This window comes from Micromonospora sp. NPDC048935, from assembly GCF_043197875.1.
In the GTDB taxonomy this organism is placed as follows: domain Bacteria; phylum Actinomycetota; class Actinomycetes; order Mycobacteriales; family Micromonosporaceae; genus Micromonospora.
Map to the genome: position 1 here is coordinate 45977 of NZ_JBICTZ010000011.1, position 19006 is coordinate 64982.

The 19006-nt window shown below is 70.9% G+C and carries 17 protein-coding genes; 13 read left to right on the top strand and 4 right to left on the bottom strand.

Annotated features, from left to right (window positions below; translation table 11 throughout):
• The first annotated feature begins 92 nt into the window (after positions 1-92).
• The 4 genes from ACGFIW_RS26420 (at position 93) to ACGFIW_RS26435 (ending at position 4837) form a co-directional block, all read left to right on the top strand.
• Positions 93-758 (top strand): helix-hairpin-helix domain-containing protein, encoded by a 666-nt coding sequence (locus ACGFIW_RS26420; protein WP_393321496.1) that lies wholly within the window; start codon positions 93-95, stop codon positions 756-758.
• Entirely contained in the window at positions 755-3160 is a 2406-nt protein-coding gene (locus tag ACGFIW_RS26425) for a ComEC/Rec2 family competence protein (protein ID WP_393320971.1), read from the top strand. The genes ACGFIW_RS26420 and ACGFIW_RS26425 overlap by 4 nt, the downstream gene beginning before the upstream one ends.
• A 277-nt stretch (positions 3161-3437) precedes the next feature.
• Positions 3438-4418, top strand: coding sequence for a DNA polymerase III subunit delta (gene holA, locus ACGFIW_RS26430; protein WP_393321499.1), 981 nt, complete (start codon positions 3438-3440; stop codon positions 4416-4418).
• On the top strand, positions 4415-4837 hold the full coding sequence (locus ACGFIW_RS26435; protein ID WP_393320974.1) for a hypothetical protein: 423 nt from the start codon (positions 4415-4417) through the stop codon (positions 4835-4837). Before holA ends, ACGFIW_RS26435 begins: the two co-directional genes overlap by 4 nt.
• Before the next feature lie 155 nt (positions 4838-4992).
• Here the strand turns inward: ACGFIW_RS26435 and rpsT are convergent, their stop codons facing one another.
• Complete coding sequence (rpsT, locus tag ACGFIW_RS26440) at positions 4993-5259, bottom strand: 30S ribosomal protein S20 (RefSeq protein ID WP_030336508.1); 267 nt, start codon at positions 5257-5259, stop codon at positions 4993-4995.
• 333 nt (positions 5260-5592) lie between these two features.
• A complete protein-coding gene (locus tag ACGFIW_RS26445) occupies positions 5593-6579 on the bottom strand; it encodes a phosphotransferase (RefSeq protein ID WP_393320976.1) in 987 nt (328 codons plus the stop codon).
• Between the two features lie 61 nt (positions 6580-6640).
• On the opposite strand from ACGFIW_RS26445, the gene ACGFIW_RS26450 reads away from it, so the two are divergent.
• The 9 genes from ACGFIW_RS26450 (at position 6641) to ACGFIW_RS26490 (ending at position 16685) form a co-directional block, all read left to right on the top strand.
• The gene (locus ACGFIW_RS26450; protein ID WP_393320979.1) at positions 6641-7177 is read left to right on the top strand and encodes a DUF4240 domain-containing protein; all 537 of its coding nucleotides are present in this window, start codon (positions 6641-6643) and stop codon (positions 7175-7177) included.
• Positions 7178-7293: 116 nt separating this feature from the next.
• Positions 7294-9171: a translation elongation factor 4 gene (gene lepA / locus ACGFIW_RS26455; protein ID WP_393320981.1), complete on the top strand. Its 1878-nt coding sequence runs from the start codon at positions 7294-7296 to the stop codon at positions 9169-9171.
• A 676-nt stretch (positions 9172-9847) separates the two neighbouring features.
• A complete protein-coding gene (locus ACGFIW_RS26460) occupies positions 9848-10132 on the top strand; it encodes a GlsB/YeaQ/YmgE family stress response membrane protein (RefSeq protein WP_357410540.1) in 285 nt (94 codons plus the stop codon).
• A 901-nt stretch (positions 10133-11033) separates the two neighbouring features.
• Positions 11034-11318 (top strand): GlsB/YeaQ/YmgE family stress response membrane protein, encoded by a 285-nt coding sequence (locus ACGFIW_RS26465; RefSeq protein WP_099857898.1) that lies wholly within the window; start codon positions 11034-11036, stop codon positions 11316-11318.
• A 248-nt stretch (positions 11319-11566) separates the two neighbouring features.
• Positions 11567-12853: a sugar ABC transporter substrate-binding protein gene (locus tag ACGFIW_RS26470; protein ID WP_393320985.1), complete on the top strand. Its 1287-nt coding sequence runs from the start codon at positions 11567-11569 to the stop codon at positions 12851-12853.
• Entirely contained in the window at positions 12850-13836 is a 987-nt protein-coding gene (locus ACGFIW_RS26475; RefSeq protein WP_393320988.1) for a carbohydrate ABC transporter permease, read from the top strand. The genes ACGFIW_RS26470 and ACGFIW_RS26475 overlap by 4 nt, the downstream gene beginning before the upstream one ends.
• Positions 13833-14663 carry a carbohydrate ABC transporter permease gene (locus ACGFIW_RS26480; RefSeq protein ID WP_393320991.1) on the top strand — a complete coding sequence of 277 codons (831 nt, stop codon included), beginning with the start codon at positions 13833-13835 and terminating at the stop codon, positions 14661-14663. Before ACGFIW_RS26475 ends, ACGFIW_RS26480 begins: the two co-directional genes overlap by 4 nt.
• A gap of 27 nt (positions 14664-14690) precedes the next feature.
• Positions 14691-15332: an MOSC domain-containing protein gene (locus ACGFIW_RS26485; protein WP_393320993.1), complete on the top strand. Its 642-nt coding sequence runs from the start codon at positions 14691-14693 to the stop codon at positions 15330-15332.
• 159 nt (positions 15333-15491) lie between these two features.
• The gene (locus tag ACGFIW_RS26490) at positions 15492-16685 is read left to right on the top strand and encodes a low temperature requirement protein A (RefSeq protein WP_393320996.1); all 1194 of its coding nucleotides are present in this window, start codon (positions 15492-15494) and stop codon (positions 16683-16685) included.
• A gap of 6 nt (positions 16686-16691) precedes the next feature.
• Here ACGFIW_RS26490 and ACGFIW_RS26495 read toward each other — a convergent pair whose 3' ends face one another.
• Both ACGFIW_RS26495 and ACGFIW_RS26500 read right to left on the bottom strand, forming a co-directional pair.
• Positions 16692-17894, bottom strand: a complete 1203-nt coding sequence (locus ACGFIW_RS26495; RefSeq protein WP_393320999.1) for a low temperature requirement protein A — start codon at positions 17892-17894, stop codon at positions 16692-16694.
• 153 nt (positions 17895-18047) lie between these two features.
• Positions 18048-18950: a phytanoyl-CoA dioxygenase family protein gene (locus ACGFIW_RS26500; RefSeq protein WP_112604298.1), complete on the bottom strand. Its 903-nt coding sequence runs from the start codon at positions 18948-18950 to the stop codon at positions 18048-18050.
• Positions 18951-19006 lie beyond the last annotated feature (56 nt).

The following is a 19006-nucleotide window of genomic DNA, read 5'->3' on the forward strand; positions in this document are numbered from 1 at the left end:
ACGCGCCGCCGGACGGCTCGTCACCCACGGCCGGGGCAACGCTCGCGGGCGTACCTCTGGCTGGGGTGCTGCCACCCCGGGCCGGGGCGCCGGTGGCGGAGCCGGGCGCGGGCGTACCCCTTGCCGTGGAAGGGCCGGTGACCCCGCGGCTGTCCGGGCCTGGCGCGTTCGACCCGGGGCGACGCGGTGTGCGGGCGCTGGCGGTCGTCGCGGCGGTGGTGGTGCTGGCCGCCGCCGGATGGGCCTGGCGGTCCCGGCCGCACGCCGAGCCGGTCGCACCACTGGGCAGCGAGGCCGCGGCGGCCACTCCGGCGGGCGACCTCAGCGCGTCCGGCTCCGGTGAGTTGGTGGTGGCGGTCGCCGGCAAGGTTCGCAAGCCCGGGTTGGTGCGGTTGCCGGCCGGGTCCCGGCTCGCCGACGCGGTGCAGGCGGCCGGCGGCCCACTTCCCGGGGTCGACGTGGCACTGCTCAACCCCGCTCGCAAGGTCACCGACGGCGAGCTGATCGTGGTCGGGGTGACGCCGCCGCCGGGCGCTCCGGCGGCGGGTGGGGCGGCCCCGGCTGCCGGGCCGCTGAACCTCAACACCGCCACCCTGGCGCAGCTCGACGCGCTGCCCGGGGTCGGGCCGGTGCTCGCCCAGCGCATCCTCGACCACCGGGACCAGCACGGCGGGTTCAAGGCCGTCGGCGACCTACGCCAGGTCGACGGGATCGGCGACGCACGGTATGAGCAGCTCAAGGATCTGGTGACGGTGTGAACAGCGGTGACCCGACACCACCGAGCCGCCTGAGCGCTGCGGAGGCTCAGACGCCAGCGGATCTGCGGCTCGCCGGGCTGGCCGTGGCCGCGTGGCTCACCGCGCTCGCCGGCCTGCATCTCGGCACCCGCTCGCTCCTGCTGGCAGCCGGGGTGGTGGCCATCCTGACCGCGTGCGTCGCCCTGCACCTGCTCGGCCGCCTCGGTCGCCCGCGGGCCGCGGCGCGCCGCCACGGCTGGATCGCCGTCGCGGTCGGCCTCGGTGTGGTGTGCGCCGGGGCGGCCACCGCGGCCCAGCTCGCCATCCGGGACGCCCCGCCGATCCGTGCCCTGGCCGAGCAGCGCGCTCCGGTCACCGCCGAGCTGGTGGTCCGGGACGATCCGCGCCCGATCCGTTCCGCCGGGCGACCGGGGATGCTGCTGGTGCCGAGCGAACTGGTCCGTCTCACCGGCCCGGACGGTCGACGCATCCACGCGTCGGTGCGGCTGCTCGTCCTGGCCACCGACCCGGCCTGGCATGGGCTGCTGCCCGGGCAACGCCTCACCGCCGATGGTCGGCTCGGCGTCGCGCGCGGTGGTGATCTCACCGCGGCCGTGCTCAGCACCAACGGCCCGCCGCAGCGGCACGGTGTGTCGTCCTGGGCGCAGCGCGCCGCCGGCACCCTTCGCGCCGGTCTGCAACGGGCCTGCGCACCGCTGCCGGACGATCCGGGCGGGCTGCTGCCGGGGCTGGTCGTGGGAGACACCAGCCGACTGCCTCCGGCCGTCGAGGAGGATTTCCGGGCAACCGGCATGACACATCTCAATGCTGTTTCGGGGAGCAACGTCGCAATCGTGGTCGGCGCGGTGCTGTTGCTTGCTCGTTGGGCGCGAGCCGGTCCGTGGCTCGCCGTTGGGCTCTGCGCCGTGGCGCTTGTGGGCTTCGTCATCCTGGTCCGCCCGTCACCGAGCGTCGTGCGCGCCGCGACGATGGGGGCGATCGGGCTCGCCGCGCTTGCCGCCGGTCGTCCCCGCGCCGCGCTGCCCGCGCTGGCCGCCGCCGTCACGCTGCTGGTGCTCGTCGACCCGGAGTTGGCCGGCGATCCCGGGTTCGCGCTCTCCGTGCTGGCCACCGGTGGCCTGTTGCTGCTCGCGCCGCGCTGGCGGGACGGGCTGCGCCGGCGTGGCGTGCCGCCCGGCCTGGCGGAGGCGTTGGCCGTACCGGCAGCCGCGCAACTGGCCTGCGGGCCGGTCGTCGCCGGTATCTCCGGCACGGTCAGCCTCGTGGCGGTGCCGGCCAACCTGCTCGCGGTGCCGGCCATCGCGCCGGCGACGGTGCTGGGCGTGTCGGCGGCCATGGTGTCGCCGATCTGGCCGTCCGGTGCCGAGATCCTCGCGTGGCTGGCGAGTTGGCCGGCCTGGTGGCTGGTGGTCATCGCCCGACAGGGCGCCCGGCTGCCGGGCGGCACCCTGCCGTGGCCCGGCGGCGTCCCGGGGGCGCTGCTGCTGACCGTGTTGACAGTCGCACTGCTGATCGCGGTGCGCCGCCCCCTCGTACGCCGGCTGGTGGCGGTCGTCGGCGTCGCCTCGGTGCTCGGTGCGCTTCCGGTGCGGCTGGTGTTCGTTGGCTGGCCGCCGCCGGGTTGGGTCGTGGTGGTCTGCGCGGTGGGTCAGGGCGACGCCGTGGTGTTGCCTGTCGCGCCCGGCCGGGCGGTGGTGGTCGACGCCGGGCCGGAGCCGGGTGCGGTGGACGGCTGCCTGCGTCGGCTCGGCGTACGGGAGGTGCCGCTGCTGGTGGTCAGCCACTTCCACGTTGACCACGTGGGTGGGGTGGCCGGGGTGTTCCGGGGGCGGCGGGTGGGCGCCGTGCTGGTGCCGTCCTCGACGGATCCGGAGAGCGGCCGGGACCTGGTCCGGGTGGCGGCGACCGCCGGCCGGGCCGCGCTGCTCACCACCGTGGCCGGTGCCCGTCACCCGATCGGGGGCGTCGACCTGCTGGTGCTCGGCCCGCCGTACCCGCTTGCCGGCACCAGGTCCGACCCGAACAACAACTCGTTGGTGGTGCGCGCCACGGTGGGCGGGGTGCGGATCCTGCTGCCCGGCGACGCGGAGACCGAGGAGCAGCACGCGCTGCTGGCGCGGGCGACGCCCGGCCAGTTACGGGCGGACGTGTTGAAGATCGCCCACCACGGTTCGGCGTATCAGGACCCGGGCTTTCTCGACGCGGTGCGGCCGGCGGTCGCGTTCGTGCCGGTGGGCAGCGGCAACACCTACGGCCACCCGAACCCGGGGATACTGGCCCGGCTGAGCAGGGGTGGTGCCCGGGTGCTGCGTACCGACACCGACGGCGACCTGGCGGCGATCCGGGCCGACGATGGCCTGGCCGTGGTGCGGCGGGGAATACCACCGGGCCGGCGATCCTGAGCCTCATCGGGAGCGGCCCGGTCGGAGCGCGTCGATCCACTTCGGGGCTCGTCGAGATCGGGCATCACGCGATATTGCTGACCTTGGGTGGATCAGGCCCGGGGCTGCCTGGCGGCGGTCGGCCGGGTGCCGGCCAGCCCGCGTCCCAACCAACCCAGTGACACGAATTGTGAAATAAGCGGTCAATTGAGATAGATGTCTGGATTTGCGCTGAGTGCGGGCTGCGCCGACCAAGCAGCGAATGAGCAGGCACGATCCCGGCGTGGGCCGTGCGAATATGGGCGGCGTGACCGCCGCCAACCTCGCTCCCATTCTGCTCGTCCTCGGTGACGAGGAGTTACTCGCCACGCGCGCGGTCACCGAAGCTGTCGCGAAGGTTCGCAGTGCCGACCCCGGGGCGGACGTCCGCGAGTACCAGGCCGGTGCGCTCGCCGTCGGCGAGATCGCCGAGATGCTCAGCCCTTCGCTGTTCGGCGGGAGGCGACTGCTGATCCTGCGCTCCGGTCAGGACGCCCGGAAGGACCTGGTCGCCGCGCTACTGGCGTACGCGAAGGACCCCGACCCGGAAGTCCAACTGCTGGTGCTGCACCTGGGCGGCGCCAAGGGCAAGGCGTTCGCCGACGGGCTGCGGGCGGCCGGCGCGACGGTCGTCCCGGCGGCCAAGCTCAAGGGGCACCGCGACCGGGTGGCCTTCGTCCGTGACGAGATCCGCCGCGCTGGCGGAAAGTGCACCGACGACGCGGCCGAAGCGCTCATCGCGGCGGTCGGCAACGACCTGCGCGAACTGGCCGCCGCCTGTTCCCAACTGATCGCCGACACCGACGGGCGGATCAGCGCCGACACGGTGAGCCGCTACTACCGGGGCCGGGTCGAGGTGACCGGCTTCACGGTGGCGGACGCCACCATGGTCGGTGACGTGCCGGCGGCACTGGAGGCGCTGCGCTGGGCCCTGCACGTCGGGGTCGACCCGGTGCCCATCGCCGATGCCCTGGCCGACGGGGTACGCACGGTGGCCCGGGTGGCGTCGGCCGGGCGGGGCAACGCGTACCAGCTCGCCAGCAGCCTCGGCATGCCCGCCTGGAAGATCGAGCGGGCGCAGCGGCAGGGGCGCGGCTGGACGCCGGAGGGCCTGGTCCGGGCCATGCAGGTCGCCGCCGAGTGCAACGCCGCCGTCAAGGGCGGCTCCGACGACCGGGCGTACGCCCTGGAACGCGCGGTCTTCTCGGTCGCGGCAGCCCGGCAGGGCGGCACCAGGTGACGGGGACGAACCGCCCGGCGTGGGCCACTGTCGCCGTCGACCAGGAGCGGTATCGACCGCTCTACGCCCGACTCCTCGGCCTCCGGTTCGTCAACCCCGGTGGCGTGCTGTGCTTCCTCTTCTTCGAGGGCACCATCGCGCTGGCCGTGCTGCTCGCCCTCGCCGAACTGGTCACCTGGTGGGCGGTCCTGGTGCTACCCGCCGTGGTGGCGGCGATGGTCAAGCTCAACGACATGGTGGCCGCGATCGTGGTCCGTTCCGCCGCGCTCGTGCCCGAGCAGGAACGGGATCGTTTTCGCCGGCAGATGGAGCCGGTCGTCGGCCGAGCCCGAGTGGAGTGGGTCTCACACCGCGTCGGCGGCGTGGTGATCACCGCCGACCCGGCGCCACCCACCCGCCGCGCCGACCCGTCCTGCTGAATACTGACGCGTTCGGCTGAGCGCCAGCCTGTCAGGGCGAACCCGACTCGCCGGATTGAGCGGTTGATCTGCGGACACGGTGTCGGCCTGCGGAGACACGCGGAAGCCCCGGGCCGAGGCCCGGGGCTTTCCGAATCAGTCTGACGGTGAAGTCGTCAGGCGGAGAGCGCAACCACGCGCTTCGCGATCGCGGACTTGCGGTTCGCGGCCTGGTTGGAGTGGATCACGCCCTTGCTGACGGCCTTGTCCAGCTTGCGAGAGGCGTCCAGCATGAGCGCGGTGGCCTTCTCGACGTCACCGGCCTCGGCAGCCTCGTGGAACTTCCGGACGGCGGTCTTCAGCGACGACTTGACCGACTTGTTGCGCAGCCGGGCCTTCTCGTTCTGCCGGTTGCGCTTGATCTGGGACTTGATGTTCGCCACGCGACAGCCTCGTCTTGATAGCTCGGGTTGGTCAGCTTCTGCGCGAGATGACGAACATGCGTCACCGCTGCGCGAAGAGCCAGGTTACCAGGTCGCCCGGGACGAGCCAAAACGGCTCGGCTCGAAGCGGCGTCCGCCCGGGTCGTGGGCTCACCCGGACAGTCGACGCGTGATCCACTCGGCTTCCTGGAAACCGGGGTAATCGCCTGCGGCTGACAGCCCGACTTCAAGAAACCCGAGTCGATCACGGGCCGCCGGGCCGTCGGGGCGCCGGGCCGCCGGGCCGTCGGGGCGTCGGGCCGCCGCACTGCCGAAGCCGCCGGCCGGGACGCGTCACCGCCAACCCTGACGGCGAGCCAGCCAGTCGAGCAGTTGCTCACCGCTCCACCGTTGGTGGGCGGGCAGGTGTGGCGAGGCCGTCGGCGGTGCCGCCGCGGCGCCGGTGAGGTAGTAGCTGGCAAGTGCGGCCAGGGTCGCGTCCAGCGCGTCCGGGGGTGCACCCGCCGCCGCCGGGTGCGCCGCGAAGAGCCGGTCCGCGTCCAGCCCGCTGGCGTACGCGGTGAGCAGCAGGCCGGCCAGGTCGAACCAGGCCGGCCCGGAGCACACCCAGGTCCAGTCGCAGAACCAGGCTCGTCCGTGCGCGTCGACCAGGACGTTGTCGACCCGCAGGTCGCCGTGGATCAGGCCGGTCGCCTCGTCGGCATACCGGGGGAGGAGGGACTCCAACTCCACCAACTCGGCCAGCCGGCCACGGACCGGGGGCGGTAGCGCGGGGGTCGGCTCGCGACCGGCGGCGACCTCCTCCCACCAGAGGATGTCCGACCGGGCCAGGTCCGCCAGGCGCGGCAGGCCGAGCGCGGTCAACTCGGCCGGCGGGTCGGCCAGGGCGGCGGCGACCTCGGCGTACGCGGCGAGGGTCGCGTCCAACTCGGCAGGCACCCAGGGCAGGTGCGGGGTGCGGCCGTCGACGGCGTCGGTGCAGAGCACGAACCAGCCCGCCGCCGACAGGGTCCACCGGGGGCGGGGCGCCGGCAGGCCGCCCGGCAGCCGGTCCAGGATCGCGGCCTCTCGGGCGTACCAGTCGACCAGATGCGGTTGCTCGGCGGCGGGTGCCGCCTTGACGAAGGCCCGGCCACCGTCGGCGGTGTCGAGCACCGCGGCGAAGCCGCGGGTGAAGCCCGCGCCCGCCACCCGGGCGGTGACCACCGGCGCGCCCAGCCGGTCCGCGACCGCGGCCCGCAGCGCCGCCGGCAGCGTCGGCCACGACGGGCGCAGCGCACTCGCGTGGTAGGGCACCGGCGGCAGCGGGGGAGGGGACACCCCACCATGCTGCCCCGGGGTACGTGCGCGGCGCACGGTGACACTGCCAGACTGCCAAGCCATGAGGACCGAGGACTTCTGGCAGTTGATCGACGAGGCTCGGGCCGGTGGCGGGGGAGAGCCCGGGCCGGTCGCCGCCCGGGCCGTCGCGCTGCTCGCCGCGCGCGACCCGGAGGACATCATCGGGTACGCCAAGCACCAGACGCGGGTGTTGGCCGCCTCGCACAAGGCCGACCTGTGGGGCGCGGCGTACCTGATCAACGGTGGCGCCTCGGCCGACGGCTTCGAGTCCTTCCGGGGCTGGCTGATGACCCAGGGGCGAGCGGTCTTCGCCCGCGCGGTCGCCGAACCGGACTCCCTGGCCGAGTTGCCCCAGGTGCGGGCGGCCTCGCTCAGTGGCGAGGAGTTCTCCGCCGAGCGGATGCTGTCGGTGCCGTGGGACGCGTACCGCAAGGCCACCGCGGCCGACCTGCCGGCGGACCGCGACCCGGTGCGGACGCCTGACCTCAACGACTTCTGGGACTTCGACGACGAGGACGAGGCGCGTCGACGACTGCCCCGGCTGGCCGCGCTCTTCGTCGAGCCACCGCTGGAGTGAGGGGTCCTCGGGCCGATCCATCGCCCGCGCAGTGGGCGCACCCCGGCGGCGTGGGAACATAGAGGGGGTCGGCGGCGCGCCGGCCTGTTCACGTCAGCCGACCAGAACGGACCGCTGTGCCACCGAAGCTCGATCCCGGCGCGAACGCCCCTGGTGCCACCGACCCCGGTCGCATCCGGAACTTCGGCATCATCGCCCACATCGACCACGGGAAGTCGACCCTGGCCGACCGGATGTTGCAGCTCACCGGTGTGGTCGACCCCCGGCAGATGCGCGCGCAGTACCTGGACCGGATGGACATCGAGCGCGAGCGCGGCATCACCATCAAGAGCCAGGCCGTCCGGATGCCGTGGACCATCCGCGAGGGTGAGCGGGCCGGTGAGCACGCGGTGCTCAACATGATCGACACCCCGGGGCACGTCGACTTCACCTACGAGGTGTCCCGGTCGCTGGCCGCCTGCGAGGGTGCCGTACTGCTTGTCGACGCCGCGCAGGGCATCGAGGCGCAGACCCTTGCCAACCTCTACCTGGCGCTCGAGAACGACCTGCGCATCATCCCGGTGCTCAACAAGATCGACCTGCCGGCCGCCCAGCCGGAGAAGTACGCCGAGGAGTTGGCCCACCTGATCGGCGGCGACCCCGCCGACTGCATCCGCGTCTCCGGCAAGACCGGCGAGGGGGTGCCGCACCTGCTCGACGAGATCGTCCGGCAGTTCATCCCGCCGGTCGGCGACGCCGAGGCCCCCGCCCGGGCGATGATCTTCGATTCGGTGTACGACGTCTACCGCGGCGTCGTCACGTACGTCCGGGTCATCGACGGCCGGATCAGCGCCCGGGACCGGATCAAGATGATGTCCACCGGGGCCGTGCACGAGCTGCTGGAGATCGGCGTCATCTCACCCGAGATGGTCAAGGCCGAGGCGCTCGGCGTCGGCGAGGTCGGCTATCTGATCACCGGTGTGAAGGACGTCCGGCAGTCCCGCGTCGGTGACACGGTCACCATCAACAGCCGGCCGGCGGCCGAGGCGTTGGGTGGCTACAAGGACCCGAAGCCGATGGTCTACTCCGGCCTCTACCCGATCGACGGGTCCGACTACCCGAACCTGCGCGAGGCACTCGACAAGCTCAAGCTCAACGACGCCGCCCTGGACTACGAGCCGGAGACCTCCGGTGCGCTCGGCTTCGGTTTCCGCTGCGGCTTCCTCGGCCTGCTCCACCTGGAGATCATCCGGGAGCGGCTGGAGCGCGAGTACAACCTCGACCTGATCTCCACCGCGCCCAACGTCGTCTACCGGGCCATCACGGACGACGGCGTGGAGATCGTCGTGACCAACCCGAGCGAGTACCCCACCGGCAAGATCGCCGAGGTGTACGAGCCGGTGGTCCGGGCCACCGTGCTGACGCCCAACGACTACGTGGGCGCGGTCATGGAGCTGTGCCAGGGCCGGCGCGGCACCCTGCTCGGCATGGACTACCTCTCCGCCGACCGGGTGGAACTGCGCTACACGCTGCCCCTCGCCGAGATCATCTACGACTTCTTCGACCAGTTGAAGAGCCGTACCAAGGGATACGCCTCGCTCGACTACGAGCCCTCCGGCGAGCAGGCGTCCGACCTGGTGAAGGTGGACATCCTGCTGCACGGCGAGCCGGTGGACGCGTTCAGCGCCATCGTGCACAAGGACAAGGCGTACAACTACGGCGTCACCATCGCCGCCAAGCTGCGTACCCTTATCCCGCGCCAGCAGTTCGAGGTGCCCATCCAGGCGGCCATCGGCAGCCGGGTCATCGCCCGGGAGACCATTCGGGCGATCCGCAAGGACGTGCTCGCGAAGTGCTACGGCGGCGACATCAGCCGTAAGCGCAAGCTGCTGGAGAAGCAGAAGGAAGGCAAGAAGCGGATGAAGATGGTCGGCCGCGTCGAGGTGCCGCAGGAGGCCTTCATCGCCGCCCTCTCCTCCGACTCCGGCGACGGCAAGGCCGCCGGAAAGAAGTAACAGCTCCTGCTCCTGCCTCTGCCTCTGCTCCTGGTCCTGCCTCTGCTCCTGTCTCGGTCCCGTCCTCGTCGACGGCGTCTCGTGGGCGGGTGCGCTCGATGTCGGCGTGGGGTGTCGGCGCGGGCCATGATCCGCGCAGTTGCGGGGAAACTGCTGTCTCGATTCCGGTCGAGACGGCAGTTTCCCCGTAGTTGTGCGGATCTTGCCTGCTGCGCAGCGGGGTGTCGGTCGACGTCGGGTGGCGGGGTGGCCGGGGCCGGTAGCCCGTACTACAGGTGCAGGCGTCGCTTGGTCCCGACTTGTCTTGGGTCGGTCTTGCGTTGGGCCGGCTCGCCTACCCGAAGTCTGCTTGGCCCGGTCCGTCTCCTGCCCGTCCCGTCCCCCGGGTGTGCTCCCTCCATCGGCTCGTCCTGCTTCCCGGTGGGTGCCTTCGTTCGGGGGCGCGACCACCTGCTACGGAGAATCTTTCTGGCGCTGCCACGAGGTGAACGGGTCGACGAGATGGGCTCCGACCTGTGTGGACGCGATTTCGCGCCAACCGACGCACCCACAAGGCATCGGCGAATGTCGTTCTTCTCTGCGGTGAGTCGGTTTGGATTTTCGGTGGGGCGGGCACTTAGCGGTCACGACAGGAAGCACACACCGTGTGTCGAACATTCTTTGAAGGAGGGCGACCGTGGAGTTCACCGTCTGGGGCATCATCACTGCGATCGTTGTTGGTCTCATCGTCGGCGCGCTCGGCCGCCTGGTTGTTCCGGGTCGGCAGAACATGCCGATCTGGCTGCACCTGCTGATCGGTATCGGCGCGGCCCTGCTCGGCACGGTGCTGGCGCGGGCCATCGGCATCGCGACCGAGACGAGCGGCATCGACTGGGGCGAGCTGCTGGTGCAGGTCGTGGTTGCGGCGATCGCCGTCGCGCTGGTGGCCGGCGTTGGTGGCCGCCGCCGAGTGACCCGGTAACGCCGACCAAGTTCCGTACCACCACCCCACCTCCGATGGGCGCCCGGCCGACAGGTCGGGCGCCCATCGGCGTTCTCCCGGCGGGTGTCTTTCCCGATGGGGGTGTTCTCGTGTTCTCTCGTGTTCTCCCGCCGGGGCGTGCCTGCGCTGGGTGTTCTCCTGCCGGGACGTCCTTCCCGCTGCGGTGTTCTCCCCGTCGTGCCGTCCCCGCTGCGGTGTTCTCCCCGCCGTGCCGTCCCCGCTGTGGTAGCCAATCACCGCACTGCGTTGGGTGATCCCGCGCTCTGTCGGCTGCTCCCCGCGTTCCGTTGGGGTCCCTGCGCCCCAGTTGGGTGCGTTCCGGCCTCTGCCGGACGTGGCCTGCGTTCTGTAGGCGTCTGCTGAGCGTCGGATCGCGGTGATCCACTCCGCTTTCAGGAAATCGGGCTGTCCTGCCGGGCTTGATGCCGCGACATCAAGGAACCCGTGTTGATCATCGTGTGCCGCGGACTGCCGGCCCGTGGCCTGGTGGTCCGGCCCGGTGGTGCGGTGGCCTGCCCCGGCTCGGCGCGGCCTGTCCCGCCTCGGCGCGGTCCGGCCTGTCCCGGCTTGGCGCGGCGCGATCCGGCGCGGCCCGGCCCGGCGCGGTCTGGTCCGGCGCGGGCCGGTCTGGCGCGTGGTGGCTCGGCCTCGTGTGGTGGCCTGGGCGGCCTGGTCGCCTCTTTCGGTGGGCCGGAGTGGCTGGATGACCGGGTCGGTCGGTGGTTGGGGGAGGGGTGGGTGGTGGAACGGGTTCGTGTCGGCCAAGTCGTGATCGTTTGGTGGCTGGAGTCGGTTTGGATTTTCGGTGGGGCGGGCACTTAGCGGTCACGACAGGAAGCACACACCTCGTGTGACAGACATTCTTTGAAGGAGGGTGGCCATGGAGCTCACCGTCTGGGGCATCATCACTGCGATCGTTGTTGGTCTCATCGTCGGCGCGCTCGGCCGCCTGGTTGTTCCGGGTCGGCAGAACATGCCGATCTGGCTGCACCTGCTGATCGGCGTCGGCGCGGCCCTGCTCGGCACGGTGCTGGCGCGGGCCATCGGCATCGCGACCGAGACGAGCGGCATCGACTGGGCCGAGTTGCTGGTGCAGGTCGTGGTTGCCGCGATCGCGGTCGCGCTGGTCGCCGGTGTGGGTGGCCGCCGCCGCGTCACCCGATAACGACCTGGCATCACCTGGCGAGTCTGCACCACCGCAGGACAGCACGACGGAAAGAGCGCCCGGCCTTGAGCCGGGCGCTCTTTCGTGGCATGTGCCCGTCTTTGGTCACATATTGGAGCGTCGTTCGTCGGGCCCGTGCGATACGGTCGCGACGCTTTGGCCGGTCCCACCCACTGTCGTAAAAGAATTCTCCGTACTATGGTGCGGCGGAGAAGGTTAGTTCCAGGCGGCGCGAGGGGAGAAGTGGCGTGAACAGGTGGAAGCGGTTGGCCCCGGTCACCGCCATGGTGGCCTCGGCCGCGATGGTGCTGACCGGCTGCGGGGTTTCCGGTGAGGACGCGGCCGACGACAGCAAGCTCACGGTCTGGATGATGGGTGAGGGCGGCGACGCGCAGAACACCTTCCTCGACTCCGTCGAGACCGAGTTCCGCCAGAAGCACCCCGACACCGACGTGGTGGTGCAGTACATTCCCTGGCTCGAAGCGCCCAAGAAGTTCCAGGCCGCGCTCGCCGGGGGAGAGGGCCCGGACATCACCGAGCTGGGCAACACCGAGACTCAGGGCTGGGCTGCCCAGGAGGCGCTCGCCGACGTGAGCGGTCGGATGGGCGGCTGGGCCGACGGCAAGGATCTGCTGCCGGACCTGGTGCGCAACGCGCAGCTCGACGGCAAGCAGTACGGCGTGCCCTGGTACGCGGGTGTCCGCGCGATCTACTACCGCACCGACTGGTTCGCCGAGGCCGGCGTGCAGCCGCCGAAGACCTGGGACGACCTGGTCACCGTGGCCAAGACCGTGCAGGCGAAGAAGAAGGGCACCTACGGCATCGCCCTGCCGGGCAACTCGGAGCTGCCGTTCTACTCCTTCCTCTGGGGTGCCGGCGGCGAGATCGCCAGCAACCAGGGCGGCACCTGGAAGTCCGGCTACACCACGCCGGAGGCGCAGCGGGCCGTCAAGTTCTGGACCGACCTGGTGACCGTGCACAAGGTGGCCCCGCCGGCGGCGGCGGGCTGGAACGAGATCGACGCGCGCACGCAGTTCGCCACCGGCAAGGCCGCCATGGCGTTCGCCGGTAGCTGGCAGCAGGCCGCCATCAAGAAGGACAACCCCGAGATCGAGAAGGTCTGGGGTACGTTCCCGATCCCCGGCCCGGACGGCAAGGCGGCACCCGGGTTCGCGGGCGGCTCGGACGTGGCGATCTGGAAGGACAGCGAGCGGCAGGACCTGGCCTGGGACTACCTGACCGTGCTGCTGAACAAGAAGAACGCGCAGAGCTTCGCGAGTAGCCTCGGCTTCTTCCCGGTCTACCAGGATCTGGTCGCCGGTGACACGTACGCCAACGACAAGGTGATGGCGGCGTTCGCCACCACCATGCAGAACACCAAGCTCACGCCGCTCACCCCGAAGTGGGTGGAGGTCAGCCGGACGAAGACGGTGACCCAGGCGATGAACAGCTCGGTCATGAAGGGTCAGAAGACGGTCGAGAAGGCTACCGCCGATGCGGCCGGTGAGATGGAAAGCATCCTCAACGCCAAGTGACCACGCTGACCGAGGTGCCGGAGACGGCCGCCGCGCGGGAGACCCCCGCGCGGCGGCGTCGCCGGGTGGACCGCCTGCCCTACCTGCTGCTCCTGCCCGCCCTGCTGATCATCGGGGTGCTGCTGCTCTGGCCGCTCGGCCAGGTGGTGGTGATGTCCTTCTACCGGCTGAACTCCGTGCGGCAACTGCGCGGCGATCGGGAGTGGCCGTGGGTGGGGCTCGGCAACTACGCCGACATCCTTTCCGATCCGTTCTTCCTGACCGTGCTGCGCAACACGGTGCTGTTCGCGGCGGCCAACGTGCTGCTCACGATGGTCCTCGGCACGCTTGTCGGGCTGCTGCTCAACCGGCTCGGCCGCAGGATGGCGACCTTCGTGGCCAGTTGCGTGATGCTCGCCTGGGCCACGCCGGCGCTGACCGGCACCATCGTGTGGAAGTGGATCTTCGACGACACGAGTGGCCTCGTCACGTGGTTGTTCAACGCGCTGCCCGACGGGCTCTCCAGCAGCCTGTTCGGTCGTAGCGACTGGACCGGCTACGGCTGGTTCAACTCGCCACTGCTCTTCTTCGCCATCCTCACCCTGGTGGTGGTGTGGCACTCGTTCCCGTTCATCGCGGTGAGCGTGCTGGCCGGTCTCAAGAGCGTGCCGAGCGAGCTGCACGAGGCGGCCCGGGTGGACGGCGCCAGCCCGTGGCGGGTCTTCTGGAAGATCACCTTCCCGCTGCTGCGCCCGGTCTTCGGGATCCTGATCGTGCTCTCCACCATCTGGGACTTCAAGGTGTTCACCCAGCAGTTCGTCCTGGCCGGCGGCACCCAGGACCGCCCGACGTTCATGCTCGCCATCTACTCGTACGCCGAAGCCTTCTCCCCGCCGCCGAAGTACGGACTCGGCGCGGCCATCGCGGTGATCCTCACGCTGATCCTGCTGGTGGTCACCGGCTTCTACGTACGGATGGTGCTCAGGCAGGAGGACGAGTCGTGAAGAAGGTCGCCCTCAACGCCGCCGGGCTGCTGGTCGCGCTCTTCGCGGCGTTCCCGGTCTACTGGATGATCTCCACCTCGCTGAAGCCGAGCAACGAGATCTTCTCGGCCACCCCACAGCCGGTGCCGACCCATCCGACGCTTGCGCACTACCGGGAGATCCTGACCGGCAACCTGATCCCCGGCGTCAGCTTCCTCGACTTCTTCCTCAACAGCGCGCTGGTCGCCGTCTCCACGGTGGTGCTCAGCGGCCTGGTGGCGTTGCTCGCCGCGACCGCGGTGGCCCGGTTCAAGTTCCGGCTGCGGACCAGCTTTCTGATCATGCTGCTGGTGGTGCAGATGATCCCGCTGGAGGCGTTGGTCATCCCGCTGTTCCTGATGATCCAACGGCTGGGGCTCTACAACACCCTGCCCAGCCTGATCCTCACGTACCTCGGTTTCTCGCTGCCGTTCGCGGTCTGGATGCTGCGCGGCTTCGTCGCCGCGGTGCCCAAGGAGTTGGAGGAGGCCGCGGCGATCGACGGCGCCAGCCGGGCCCAGACCTTCCGCCGGGTCCTCTTCCCGCTTGTCGCGCCCGGCCTGGTGGCAACCAGCATCTTCTCCTTCATCACGGCGTGGAACGAGCTGATCTTCGCGTTGACGTTCATCAACGACCAGGGCAGCTACACGCTGCCGGTGGCGATGACGTTCTTCTTCGGCCGGGACGACACCAACTGGGGGCCGGTGATGGCCGCGTCCACCCTGTTCACCCTGCCGGTCATCATCTTCTTCCTGCTGGTGCAGCGCCGGATGGTCTCCGGTCTGGTAGCCGGAGCCGTCAAGGGCTGATCATGGCCCGCCGCTAGGCTGACCGTCATGACGGGCAGGGTGGCAGCGGTGAACATCGGCGTGGTGACCGAGGCGGACTGGGCCGGCGACGCGAGCGGTCGCAGCGGCATCGACAAGCGGCCGGTGGACGGCCCGGTGGCGCTGCTCACCGAGGGTGCGGCCGGTGACTTCATCGGCGAGCGGGCTCACCACGGCGGGCCGGACAAGGCCGTCTACGCGTACGCCGAGGAGGACGCCGCGTGGTGGGCGGCCGAGATCGGCCGGTCCATCCGGCCGGGCGGCTTCGGCGAGAATCTGACCACCTACGCGGTCGATGTGACGGGCGCGGTCATCGGCGAGCAGTGGGCCGTCGGCACGGCGGTGCTCCAGGTGACGATACCGCGCACCCCGTGCACGACGTTCGCCGGTTTCTGGGGGGTGCCCGACCTGATCCGGCGCTTCACCGTCCGCGCCACGCCGGGGGCGTACCTGCGGGTGCTGCGCGAGGGTGAGGTGGGCGCCGGCGACCCGGTCGAGGTGGTGGAGCGACCCGCGCACGGGGTCACCATCGGCGAGGTGTTCCGGGCGATCACCCTGGAACCGGAGTTGTTGCCCCGGCTGCTCGACGCGACGGACCTGCCGGAGAAGCTCCGGGACAACGTCCGACGCCGCCTGGCCCTCCGGGGCTGACCGCGCCCCGCGCCGGCCCCGCGCCCCGCTCCGGGCCGCGATGACCGGCGGGCGGGCCCCCGGTTTCGGCCCCGAAGACCCGGATGACGGGGCCGACGGCGGGCCGTTGCCCGTATCGTCCCCACCGGGGGTGTGCGGCGGGGGGCCGGGTGGTGCGCGATGTCGATGGCAACGGACGGCGGTGCCGCCGCGGCGGCACCGACCGACCCGGGCCTGCGGCGTCCGGCGTTCCTGGAGCTGTTCTTCGACCTCGTGTACGTCTTCGCCCTGGCCACCCTGGCGACGATGCTGGCCGAGGATCTCACCTGGACCGGCCTCGCCGAGACGCTCGTTCTCCTGCTCGCGTTCACGATGATCTGGGCGTTGGTCGCGTGGACGGCCGACACCATCGACCTGAACCGCCCGTCCGGGCAGGCGCACCTCATCGGGGTGGCGGCGGCCAGCCTGCTGTTGGCCGCGGCCGCGTCCGACGCGTACGGCGGTCACGCCCTGCTCTTCGCGATCACCTACCTGGTCATCCCCCTCAGCACCACCGCCTACTACGTCGTTGGCGTCCCGGGGCGGAGCGTGCCGCGTTCGACCATCCGGATCCAGACCTGGAAGTCCGTCGCCGGCGTCGGCTGGATCGCCGGTGCGCTCGTCGGCGGCTCGGGCCAGTTGCCGATCTGGGCGCTCGTGATCGTCGTCGAGTACGCCGCGGGCGCCTTCGGTTGGCCGCTGCCCCGGCTCGGTCGCTCACAACCGGATGCCTGGCGGCTTGTCGGCGCGCGGGTGGCCGAGCGTTACCGGCAGTTCGTCATCATCGCGCTCGGTGTGTCGATCTTCGTGACCGGAACGACCTTCAGCATGAACGAGTACACGCTGGAGCGCGCCGGGGCGCTGCTCGTGGTGTTCGGCACTGTGGTGTTGATGTGGCGGATCTACATCTACCGTGCCGGTGAGCTGCTGACCGACGCGATCGCCAGGTCGACGAACCCGGCGCTGCTCACCCAGTCCGCCGCGGTCACCCATCTGATCATGGTGGCGGGAATCTCCGGCGCGGCGGTCACCAGTCATCTGGTGGTGGGCCGCCCGTGGGGCGAGACCCCGCCGTCCTGGGCCGCGGTCATCCTCGGCGGCCCCGCGTTGTACCTGCTCGGCCGGGGCGTACTCGACTTCACGGTCTTTGGACGGATCTCGCGGTCCCGACTGGCCGGTGTGGTGTTGCTGGCGTGTCTGGCACCGACCACGCCCCTGCTGCCGCCGGTCGTGGTCGCGCTGCTCGCCATGATCGTGCTGGCCCTGATCGCCGTGGCGAACGTGGTCAGCACCCGGCGACACGCCCGTACGCCGGCACCGCCGATGCTGCGCTGAGACCCCTCATCGGGCCGGTGCGGTGGCCTCGACGGGTTCGCGACGTGCCGCCAGCCCTTCCCCGACCAGGGTCAGCAGCAGGACCAGGTTCGCCACCACCAGGACGGTCAGCGGCGACAGCAGGATCACGGAGGGCGCCGCCAGGGCGCCCACCAGCACGATCGCCAGCACCAGGATCGCCAGCACCCGGGACCAGAGGATCCGGGCGGTCACCACGGCATCGAACAGCACGCTGCCGAGCAGGAACAGGACCGGTCCGCCGAGGATGGCCACCATCAGCTCCACCGACGTGCGACCGAACGGCCGGTCGATGACCAGCGAGGTGCCTGTCGAGACCACCACCACCCCGGCCACCATCACCAGATGGGTGTACGAGGTGGAGGTGCCGGGGCGGACCCGTTCCACCGTCGCGACGCTCGGTGGCGCCAGGATCCGCCGGACGCGCTGGAAGTAGAGCTGGAACAGCAGGACCGCGCTGACGAACGCGACAGCGCAGGTGGTCACCTCGCCGGCCGTGAACCCGCTGCCGGCCAGCCCTCTGCCGGTGCTCAGGATCAGCTCGCCGAGCGCGACGATGAAGATCGCCCGGTGCCGCTCGGAGAGGTGCACCCCGGTGAAGATCTGGCTGGCCAGCTCGGTACGCCCCAGCCTCGGCGTCGGCCAGCCGATCCGTGCCGAGCCGAGATCGACAGCCACCGCGAGCGACCAGAGCACCAGGCGGGCCGTCTCGTCCACGAACGCCCCGGCCACCCAGGGCGTCACCGTGACGCCGAACCAGAAGAAGACCCGGATGCTCCGCGCCTGGATGGGCCGGTTCACCCGGGTGCCGGGGATCAGGACGGCGTCCCGGACCAGGTGGATGCCGAAGTACGCGGCGACGAACAGCCACCCGTACCGGCCGAAGGCGTACGGTGTCGCGATCGCCATCAGCAGGGTGCCGAGCATGACCAGCAGGACGGTCGCCTGGATGATCGGCAGCCCGGGGTTGAACAGGTCGGTGAGCCACGCCGTGAGCACCCAGACCCACCAGGCGGCGAGCAGGAGGACGGCGGTCTGGGCCGCACCCCGGACGGTGAGGTTCTCGGCCAGGCTGGTGGCGAGCCGGGACAGCATGAAGATGTAGACCAGGTCGAAGAAGAGTTCCAGGAAGGTCGGATATTCCGGCTCGCCGCGGCGGCGGAGGATCCGGGGGAGCGGAGCGGACGTCACTGCGGCTGCCCTCCTGTGCCACCCACCCCGGTCGAGCGCCGCCCCGACCCTGCGTACCCGTCAGGCTACCGACAGTGCGGTGCCGGTGGCCCGGAAGCGGATACGCGACGGCCCCCCGCCGGGGTTGGCAGGGGGCCGTTTTCGCACGGGTGATCAGCGGAGCCAGGGGATGTTTCGGTCGAGTAGGCCGCGCTCCTTGAGCTCCTTGCGCAGCGGGATCTCGTCGTCGACGTACCCGTCCCAGTTGATGCCCCAGTAGTTGGCGGTGTGGGTGCCCTCACCGATCAGCTGGCGCTGCACCGGCGTGCGGTTGCGGTACCACTCGCCGTTCACGTCGGGGTGCAGCTCGTCCAGCGGACGGATCCACCGGTAGGTGTAACCGACGAAGAGCATCTTGCGGGTGATCGTCGACAGGTTCGTCGAGCGCGAGTGCCACTGCCGGCGGTCGAAGATGAAGGCGTCGCCCGGGTTGGCGGTGATCTCCACCGTGCCCTCCGGGTCCGGGTTCTGCACGGTGAGGTCCGCCGGCCGGGGCAGCGAGTTCTTCAGGTGGCTGCCCGGGATGACCTTGGTGGCGCCGCGGCCGGTCTCGGAGAGGTCGGACAGCACGTACGCGACCTTCAGCGAGAACATCGGGCGCGGCAGGTTCGGGTCCATCGTCTCCGGGTCGGAGTTCTGCCGGTACCCGTCCTGGTGCCAACCCCAGTACGGCTTCTCCGGCTCGGCGGCCGGCGGGGTGACGTCCAGGTGGTTGTGGTGGGTGTAGATGTTCCAGCCGGCCAGCCCCCACATGTACGGGAAGGCGATCGGGTGGGTGAGCAGCTCACCGAAGAGCTCGTCGCGCTCCAGGAAGCCCAGCAGGTGCAGGGTGCCGTCCTTCTTGGTGGTGCCCTTGGCCTGCTCCTCCGCGTAGACGCGGTCGACCGCCGCCTCCAGCGCCGCCCGGTGGTCCTCCGTCAGGACGTTTCGCAGCAGGAGGAAGCCCTGCTCGTGGAACTCCTTGCGGTCAATGTCGCTGATCGGTTCGTAACCGGTCCGGTCGCCGTAATCGAACACCGCGTCGTACCCCTCCCCATGAGGTGAAACCATTTCTGGCACAGGCCGCCGATCGT

Coding starts and splice junctions, on each gene's coding strand:
- holA (WP_393321499.1), top strand. CDS start 3,438: ATGGGCGGCGTGACCGCCGCCAACCTCGCTCCCATTCTGCTCGTCCTC.
- ACGFIW_RS26450 (WP_393320979.1), top strand. CDS start 6,641: ATGAGGACCGAGGACTTCTGGCAGTTGATCGACGAGGCTCGGGCCGGT.
- ACGFIW_RS26465 (WP_099857898.1), top strand. CDS start 11,034: ATGGAGCTCACCGTCTGGGGCATCATCACTGCGATCGTTGTTGGTCTC.
- ACGFIW_RS26485 (WP_393320993.1), top strand. CDS start 14,691: ATGACGGGCAGGGTGGCAGCGGTGAACATCGGCGTGGTGACCGAGGCG.
- ACGFIW_RS26490 (WP_393320996.1), top strand. CDS start 15,492: ATGTCGATGGCAACGGACGGCGGTGCCGCCGCGGCGGCACCGACCGAC.